This is a genomic window from Stieleria tagensis, assembly GCF_024129865.1.
GTDB lineage: Bacteria > Planctomycetota > Planctomycetia > Pirellulales > Pirellulaceae > Stieleria > Stieleria tagensis.
This window is the reverse complement of record NZ_JAMYFE010000138.1, coordinates 1-8,387: the sequence shown is the minus strand read 5'-3', so window position 1 is coordinate 8,387 and position 8,387 is coordinate 1. Positions and strand designations below refer to the sequence as shown.

General features: G+C 57.3%; 5 protein-coding genes. 3 read left to right on the top strand and 2 right to left on the bottom strand.

What is annotated here, in order from left to right:
• Positions 1–120 precede the first annotated feature (120 nt).
• On the top strand, positions 121–762 hold the full coding sequence (locus NHH03_RS26250; protein WP_253161322.1) for a hypothetical protein: 642 nt from the start codon (positions 121–123) through the stop codon (positions 760–762).
• Positions 763–831: 69 nt separating this feature from the next.
• On the opposite strand, the gene NHH03_RS26245 is transcribed toward NHH03_RS26250, so the two are convergent.
• Both NHH03_RS26245 and leuS read right to left on the bottom strand, forming a co-directional pair.
• Entirely contained in the window at positions 832–1,398 is a 567-nt protein-coding gene (locus NHH03_RS26245) for a carbon storage regulator (protein ID WP_253161321.1), read from the bottom strand.
• A 126-nt stretch (positions 1,399–1,524) separates the two neighbouring features.
• Positions 1,525–4,356 carry a leucine--tRNA ligase gene (leuS, locus tag NHH03_RS26240; RefSeq protein ID WP_253161320.1) on the bottom strand — a complete coding sequence of 944 codons (2,832 nt, stop codon included), beginning with the start codon at positions 4,354–4,356 and terminating at the stop codon, positions 1,525–1,527.
• A gap of 219 nt (positions 4,357–4,575) precedes the next feature.
• Here leuS and NHH03_RS26235 point away from each other — a divergent pair, with 219 nt between their 5' ends.
• Both NHH03_RS26235 and NHH03_RS26230 read left to right on the top strand, forming a co-directional pair.
• Positions 4,576–7,236, top strand: coding sequence for a DNA gyrase subunit B (locus NHH03_RS26235; RefSeq protein ID WP_253161319.1), 2,661 nt, complete (start codon positions 4,576–4,578; stop codon positions 7,234–7,236).
• Between the two features lie 302 nt (positions 7,237–7,538).
• Positions 7,539–8,219, top strand: coding sequence for a sulfotransferase family 2 domain-containing protein (locus NHH03_RS26230; RefSeq protein WP_253161318.1), 681 nt, complete (start codon positions 7,539–7,541; stop codon positions 8,217–8,219).
• Positions 8,220–8,387 lie beyond the last annotated feature (168 nt).

Here is an 8,387-nt window from a genome sequence, read left to right as displayed (position 1 = left end):
CTGGAGGCAGGTTCGACAGTGACCCCGGGTGAACTGACCCTACGGTTTGAATCCCACCCGGTCATCGCGTAGGATCTCCCCACTTGCCTTTGTCTTTCACGACTTTCAAAGGGGATCTCGATGTATCGCTTTTCGATCGGTTTGGGACTTGTAGCAGTTTTCACCGCGCCGTCTGTCTTCACGTCAGCAGCGCTGGCACAAGACCAGTCGGCACAACCCGACGCGGCGGTCTCGCTGGACATGCGGACAATCGTCCAGGTCAAACCGCTTGGCGGCCGCGCCGACCGACTGGCATTGTCCGGCGAAGGGATCCGTGATCCTTATCAAGCCAAGACCCAAACAAGAGCCGTCACGGTGCAAAAGACTCGCACCGAACAACGGACGCGGATCGTCAACGGCCAACAGCAGACTTACACCGTGTCGGTACCGTACACCGAAGTGGTCGAACAAACTTATACGCCTTCGGCGCGCAATTCATCTGCATCCAGTTCATCACCGGGGATTCCACGGACCATCAACGCCGAATCCGTCGCAGTCTGGGAGCTTGATGGTCGCAAGTTGGACGGTGAAGAACTTCAGGCGACGTTGGCCCAGCCATTCGTCGGGTTCTATTTGAAACAACCGTTGCTCGCGGGCCAGAAAATCAATCCGGTGCAACGCTCGGTGCTACGTGATGACGTGTTGTTGATCCACTGGGATAACGCACTGCAGCAGGTTCCCGCTGAGGAAGCCCCTGCCGCAAGTTCATTACAGCGCCGCTAAGGATCGTCGCAGCATTCACCCGCCAGTGTTCAGGTCGACCGAACGCTGGCGAGCAAGCAATTTCGCTTCTTATTGCCCCAGCGTGATCACCAGCGCATCTGGTTTTTGATCACCCAGTAGTTGGTACAGCGCAGCGAGCACTTGATCGGTGGCGATCGAGACGGGTTGCTCGGTGCTGTTCTCGGGGACAGACACGGTGTACTGGCTGGCCGGTTCGGCGATGGATTCGGCAACCGTTGTTGAATCACAATCCGGTTGGTCGTTCCAATTGCAGGACGAACCGAATGAGCGCGCTTTGCGAATCGCGCCGAGTTCCGCGATCGATTCGCTGAGCGCGAGTAAGGCATCATCGGTGTTGCCGGCGGCCAATTGCTGCTGCGCCTTCGCCAGTTTGTTGCCTGCCGATTCGATTTCATGTCGGATTTCCGACGTGAATTGATCGCGCATGATGGCGGCCAAACTGTCCGCTGCAGGTGACGGATGTTGTTGGTGCAATTCGTGTCGGACGACACGAATTGTCGGCGGGGCGACGATCCCCAGTTGAGTTCGCGTCCCGCTGGTTTTCAGGATTTCGATTGTGATCCCCAACTCGGGAAAAACCACTCGATCCTGTACCCGTCGTGTTAACACAAGCATGGCTTGCTCCGTTGAAATCTCACGATGACAACGATCCTTTCGTCCGCATCGTGGAACCCTATTGAAGCACCCTTGCTTCGGTTGGCTACCAAGGTAACCCCCCGGCCGGAATTCACAAAGAGCGATTTATTTGACGACCAGGTTCACCAACCGACCGGGGACTGCGATCTTCTTGACAATGTTTTTGCCTTCCAACAGCGATTGCACTTTGGCGTCCTCGAGTGCCGCCTGAATCATTTCATCCGGTTTGGCATCGGGAGAAACCTGGATCTTCGATTTCACTTTGCCGTTGAACTGCACTGGGACTTCGATCGAGCTTTGCACGAGCGCCGCTTCGTCCCATTGGGGCCAGCTTTGGTGGGCGATCGAGCCGTCTTGGCCAAGGATCTTCCACAGTTCTTCGCACAGGTGTGGCGCGTAGGGCGACAGCAAGATCAGGAACGTCTTCATTGCTTCGATCGGTCGCTGTTGGCTGCGGGTGAAGAAGTTGGTGAACTCCATCATCCGCGCAATCGCGGTGTTAAAGCTCATCGCATCGGTGTCTTCGGTCACCTTTTTAATGGTCGCGTGCAGCATCCGATTTTGTTCGTCGTCACAGTCGCCTTGGCTGAGAGCCGATTGCAACACCAGTTCGTCTTGTTGGTCGTCGACGATCATTCGCCAGACGCGATCCAAGAAGCTCCGTACGCCACCGACGCCGGCCATCGACCAGGGTTTGGTCGCTTCTAGTGGGCCCATGAACATTTCGTACAACCGCAGCGCATCGGCGCCATATTCGTCGACGACGACATCGGGATTGACCACATTGCCACGGCTTTTTGACATCTTGTTGGCGCGGCTTTCGACCTTGATGGATGAGTCGGATTTCAAGACAAATCCTTCGCCTTGTTTCTCGACTTGGTCATCGGCAATCGATTTCAATGTGACCTTGCGTCCGTCTTTGGATTCGCGGCCTCCGCCCGCACTTTTTTTGACGTCTTTGGTCGACACCGGTTGATCGTTTTCGTCGAAGTAGCCGGTGAACTCGACTTCGCCCAAGATCATGCCTTGGTTGATCAAACGGCCGAAGGGCTCGGGCGTGGAGACGTGGCCGCGATCATACAGGACCTTGTGCCAGAAACGCGAATACAACAGGTGCAACACGGCGTGTTCGGCACCTCCGACGTACAAATCGACCGGCATCCATTGGGCTTCTTTTTCCGGATCAATCAGCGCCGAATCGTTGTGTGGATCGATGTATCGCAAGTAGTACCAGCACGATCCGGCCCACTGCGGCATGGTGTTGGTTTCGCGGCGATAACGTTTGCCATCGATCGTCACATACAACCACTCGTCACCGGCTTTGGCCAGCGGCGGTTCGGGGCGTCCGTGCGGTTTAAAATCTTCCAGTTCCGGCAATCGCACCGGCAATTCACTAGGATCGACTCCGCGCATCCGCCCGGTCGCATTGCCCGCCTGGTCGATCTCGTGCAGGATCGGAAACGGTTCGCCCCAGAATCGTTGACGGCTGAACAGCCAATCACGCAGTTTGTAGTTGACGGCGCTGTTTCCCAAACCCTCCGCATCCAGTTGCGCGGTGATTTGCTGTTTGACTTCGGCAGTGTCTTTGCCGTCCATCGGGCCGCTGTTGATCGCATTGCCGACAGCGGCGAAGCAGGCTTTGCCGGCGAGGATGTCGTCGCGGTTTTCCGCATCGGCCGGTGGTTGGACAACGGGGATGATCGGCAGTTCGTATTGCACCGCAAATTCAAAGTCACGCTCGTCGTGTGCCGGGACGGCCATGATCGCCCCGGTGCCATAGCCAGCCAGCACATAGTCGGCGACCCAGATCGGAATCGGTTTCCCGTTGACCGGATTGATGGCGTAGGAACCGGTGAACACGCCTGACTTTTCTCGGTCGCCCTCGGTGCGTTCACGATCGGATTTAAAGGATGCTTTTTCGCAGTACGCTTTGACCTCAGCTGACTGATCGGCAGCAGTCAGCTGATCCAGCATCGGGTGTTCGGGCGAGACGACCATGTAGGTCGCGCCGTACAGCGTGTCGGGGCGTGTCGTGTAGACCCGCAGCGCGTCATCAGAGGCTTTGGCGGGGAATCCCGATTTGCCGCGAGCGGATTTCCAAGCCTCGAACTTTGCTGCCTCGCCGACAAAGAAATCGACTTCCGCGCCAGTGCTGCGGCCGATCCAATCGGATTGCAATTTCTTGATTCCGGTCGGCCAATCCAGGTCATCCAGCCCGCTCAGCAAGCGTTCGGCGTAGTCGGTGATCCGCAGCATCCATTGCCGCAGCGGAATCCGTTTGACCGGGTGCGAGCCGACGTCGCTTTTTCCGTCGACGACTTCTTCATTGGCCAGCACGGTTCCCAGATTGGGACACCAATTGACCAGCGCGTCGTCCAGATAGGCCAATCGTCGTGAATTGATGTAATCGTCGACCGCCGCTTCACCGGCCGCACGGATCTGGTCCGGGATCGGCAATTCGGCGATCGGCCGGCCGCGCTGTTGTTGTGGATCGAACCAGGTATCAAACAGCACCAAGAAAATAAACTGTGTCCAGCGGAAATAGCGTTCGTCGGTCGTCGCCAGCACGCGATCCCAGTCATAGCTGAACCCCAGCATTTTCAGCTGCCGCGTGAAATTGTCGATATTTCGTTGGGTTTGCACGCGCGGGTGTTCGCCGGTCTTGATCGCGTGTTCTTCGGCCGGCAGTCCAAACGCATCAAAACCCATCGGGTGCAGCACGCTTTCGCCGCGCATTCGTGCGTAGCGAGCGACGATATCGGTCGCCGTGTAGCCCTCGGGATGCCCGACGTGCAACCCATCGCCGCTGGGATAGGGGAACATGTCCAGGACATAGCGTTTTTTGGACCCCGGGGTCTCCGGCGTTGCAAACGTCTTGTTTTCTTCCCAATAGGCTTGCCAACGCGGTTCGATGTCAGCGGGGGTGTAACGCGGCATGATGGTCAAGAGAGGGGGGTGTTGGGTGTGAAAACGAGTTGCCAGCGGTCCAGATTCTAGGGATTGATCCCCGAGGCGTAAGTACGGCCGAAGCCACGTCGCGAAAGGCGGCATAAATTGCTAGAATCTGCCCTTTGCCGCGGTGCATTCTGGCTTTGCCAGAAACCGGCGATTTCCCCAGAAACGCGGCCCGATTTTACGCTTCTCTGCCAGGTCTCCATGAGCGACGTTCCCTCCCCCGACCCGTCCGCCCCGAAGCCCGAAAACACATCCGCAGATGACAACACGTCAATGGATCCCTCTGTTGAGTTGACCGGAGATGGCAATGTGGACGGTGCGGCCGCAGTTCCGGTCGCAGCTCCGGCGGCGATTCAGTCGATCGCAAAGACGGCCAACAACGAATACGAAAGCGACGACCTGCAGCACCTATCGGATCTCGAGCACGTCCGCGAGCGGCCCGGTATGTATGTCGGTGACACCGACCGCAACGGGTTGCACCACTTGGTCAGCGAAGTCGTCGACAATTCGATCGATGAAGCGATGGCGGGGTTTGCGACCACCGTTTCGGTCACCGTCCATAGCGATGGCAGCGTGACCGTCGAAGACGACGGGCGTGGCATTCCCGTGACCAAACACGAACAGTTGTCGGCCGAAGAGGAACGCGACGTCAGCACGCTTGAAGGCGTGATGACGGTGCTGAAATTCGGCGGCAAATTTAAGAAAGGTGCCTACCAGACCTCCGGCGGTCTGCACGGCGTCGGCGTCACGGTGGTGAACTTTCTTTCACAGTGGGCCGAAGTCGAAGTCAGTCGCGACGGATTTACGTGGCACCAGCAATACGAACGCGGTGTCGCGACGGGCGACATCAAAAAAGGTCGCGTCACCAAAAAGACCGGTACCAAAACCACCTTCAAACCAGACGCCGAGATCTTCTCGACCGTCAAATTCAGTTTTGACATCTTGAATCGGCGGTTGCAGGAACTCGCTTTCCTCAACTCTGGCGTGCGGATCAAATTTTTAGATGAACGAAACGGCGAGGGCGGTGATTACAAGTACGAACGTGGGGTCGCCGAGTTCATCGAACACTTGAACCGGACCAGCGATCCGATTCACTCCGACGTGATCGAGTTTCGCGGAACCCGTGACGACATCGAATACGACGTCGCACTGCAGTACACCACCGAGTACTCCGAGAGCGTTCAGTCCTATGTCAACAACATTCACACCGAAGACGGCGGGACACACGTCAGTGGGTTCCGCAGCGCATTGACGCGGACTCTGAACAACTATGGCAAAAAGGAGAACCTGTTCAAAGGCAATCCGCCGACCGGCGATGATTTTCGCGAAGGTCTGACCGCCATCATCAGTGTGCGCGTTCCCGAGCCACGCTTCCAAAGTCAAACCAAGAACAAGCTGTCCAACTCCGAAGTCGAGAGCGTGCTCAACACGGTGATGGGCGAATCGCTGTCGAAGTACCTGGAGCAAAACCCGCGGACGGCCAAAACGATCGTCCGCAAGGCCCTCTTGGCCTCGGAAGCTCGCGAAGCCGCGCGGAAAGCCAAGGATCTGTTGCGGAAACGAAAAGACGCGCTCGGCGGTGGCGGTTTGCCGGGCAAGCTGCGCGACTGTATCAGCAAAGAGATGGAGCGCTGTGAACTGTATCTGGTCGAAGGTGATTCGGCCGGTGGGTCGGCCGAAGGCGGACGGATGCGTGACTTCCAAGCGATCCTGCCGCTGCGTGGAAAAATCATCAACGCCTATAAAAGTCGCGAAGACAAGGTGTTGGCCAACGAGGAAGTCCGGTCGATGATCCAAGCGATCGGTATCGGCATCGGCGCCGATGAAGACGTCTCGAAACGACGGTACAACAAAATCGTCATCATGACCGACGCGGACGTCGACGGCAGCCACATTCGGACTCTGTTGCTGTGTTTCTTCTATCGCCAGATGTACAACCTGGTTGCCGACGGGCACGTCTACGTCGCCCAGCCGCCGCTGTTCCGTGTCACCCACGGAAGATCACGGTATTACGTGCAAACCGACGAAGAAATGAAAAGCCAGCTGCTTGACCGCGGTTTGAACGACACCGTGTTCGAAGCCGAAGATGGGCGGCACGTCGAAGGCGAAAACATGCGCAAGCTTTGCACGTCATTGGCGGCCATGGAGGACGCGATCCTGGCGCTCGAACGACGTGGCGTTTCGCTACGAATTCACTCGCATCGGATTGATCCGGTGTCGAACCGATTGCCAGCCTGGTTGCTGACCTACGGCAACGAAGAACACTGGTTTCATGACGTCGACGAAGTCGAAACGCATCTGAACGCCAACAATTTGGTGCTCGATGACGAAGCGGCCGAGGAAGATGAATTGGCGGAAGGCGGCGAAGCCACCGATGCGACAGACGACGCCCCGGCAGCGGCACCCGAATCCACGGAACCCCCGAAGTCGATTGCGCACTTGGCTGAGCTGCATGAGATTCGCACCATCAACAGTGGATTGAAAGAGCTGTCTGAACTCGGGTTCTCGATCGACGACTTGATCCCCGCCGACCGGACCGGTTTGACAACACCTCGGTTCGAATTGGTGCGCGGTGAAGACGTGCGTCGGCCGATGGTCGATTTGCGTGACCTGTTGCCCGAAGTCCGGGCCGCCGGTGAAAAAGGTTTGCAAGTCACTCGCTTTAAAGGGCTGGGTGAAATGAACGCCGAGGAACTTCGTGAGACGACGCTCGATCCGGCCAATCGAACTTTGATCAAAGTCACGATGAAGGACGCCGGTGCGGCTGACGAAATGTTCCGGTTGCTGATGGGCGACAAGGTGGAACCGCGTCGTGAGTTCATCGAAAAGCACGCTCTGGACGTCCGAAACCTGGACGTCTAAGCGGCCGGAGACGGATCCCGGCGTGCCCCTCTCTCCGGCCCTGAGAGGCCTTCAAAACTCACGCACCGGGTTGTGACGAAAATGCCACGTCAACGGGCACGAGGTCCGGGGCAATTCCGTTGGATTATCGCTGTAATCGTCTCCGTTGGCACCGCGGAGCGATCGGGTGAATTCAATGCTCTCGTCGGGCGATAACGCCTTTTGGGGCGAGCCCGCCACCGGCTTGCGTTGGGCAGCGGTGACCAACGATTCGCGAGGCTGCTCCGCTCGTCGAACGCGCCGCGCGCGAACCGGAGGACATTGTGCTGCTATCGAGAAAACATCGGTTCCTGTTTGTTCATGTTTACAAGAACGCCGGGACCAGCGTTTCGAAGGCGCTCAGCCCGTTCACGGTTTATCGGTTCCAGCGTGAAACGGTGCGGGTCTGTAAACAGATTGGACTCGCGTATCCCTCTCGATGGGATGCGACACCCTGCGCCGGGCATGCCACGGCCAGCCAGATTCGGGTGTTTTTGGGCGAGTCATATTATCGATCGCTGTTTTCATTTGCGGTCGTCCGCAATCCCTGGGACTGGCAGGTTTCTCAGTACACCTACATCCGCAAAAACACCAAGCATCAGCAGTACGAACAATTCCAGCGGTTCAGTGGTTTTGCGGACTACATTCGTTGGCGATGTGATGGCAATACACTGGCGCAGCGCGAACTGGTTTGTAGCCCCTCCGGTGAATTGCTCGTCGACTTCCTGGGGCGATTCGAGAATCTGAACCAGGACTTTGATCAGATCTGTCAGCGGATTGGGATCACCGCCCGATTGCCCACACTGAATGTCTCCAAGCAGGCGCGGGACTTTCGCCAGTTCTACGACGACCAAACAGTTGAACTCGTCCGCCAGGCGTACCAGGACGACATTCGTTACTTCGGCTATGAATTCGAATCTGGCAAATTATCGGAGAGTCGCCTGCGATCTTCGATCGCAGCCTAATCCCTGTTCCGCCTTTTGAGGTTGCGTTTTCGCGTGGGGCATTGTTCTTGGTAACCCGAAGCGTCCGTTTTGAAGCCAGCGCTTTCACGTCAGGCACTGGTTTTTGGTAACCCGACGCGTCAGCGAGGGATCCCGTCAACCGGCTAAATCCCTCGCTGACGCGCTTTG

What these genes read in the sequence shown, in the direction of transcription:
- NHH03_RS26250 (WP_253161322.1), top strand. Translation starts at nt 121, where the DNA reads ATGTATCGCTTTTCGATCGGTTTGGGACTTGTAGCAGTTTTCACCGCG.
- leuS (WP_253161320.1), bottom strand. Translation starts at nt 4,356, where the DNA reads ATGCCGCGTTACACCCCCGCTGACATCGAACCGCGTTGGCAAGCCTAT.
- NHH03_RS26245 (WP_253161321.1), bottom strand. Translation starts at nt 1,398, where the DNA reads ATGCTTGTGTTAACACGACGGGTACAGGATCGAGTGGTTTTTCCCGAG.
- NHH03_RS26235 (WP_253161319.1), top strand. Translation starts at nt 4,576, where the DNA reads ATGAGCGACGTTCCCTCCCCCGACCCGTCCGCCCCGAAGCCCGAAAAC.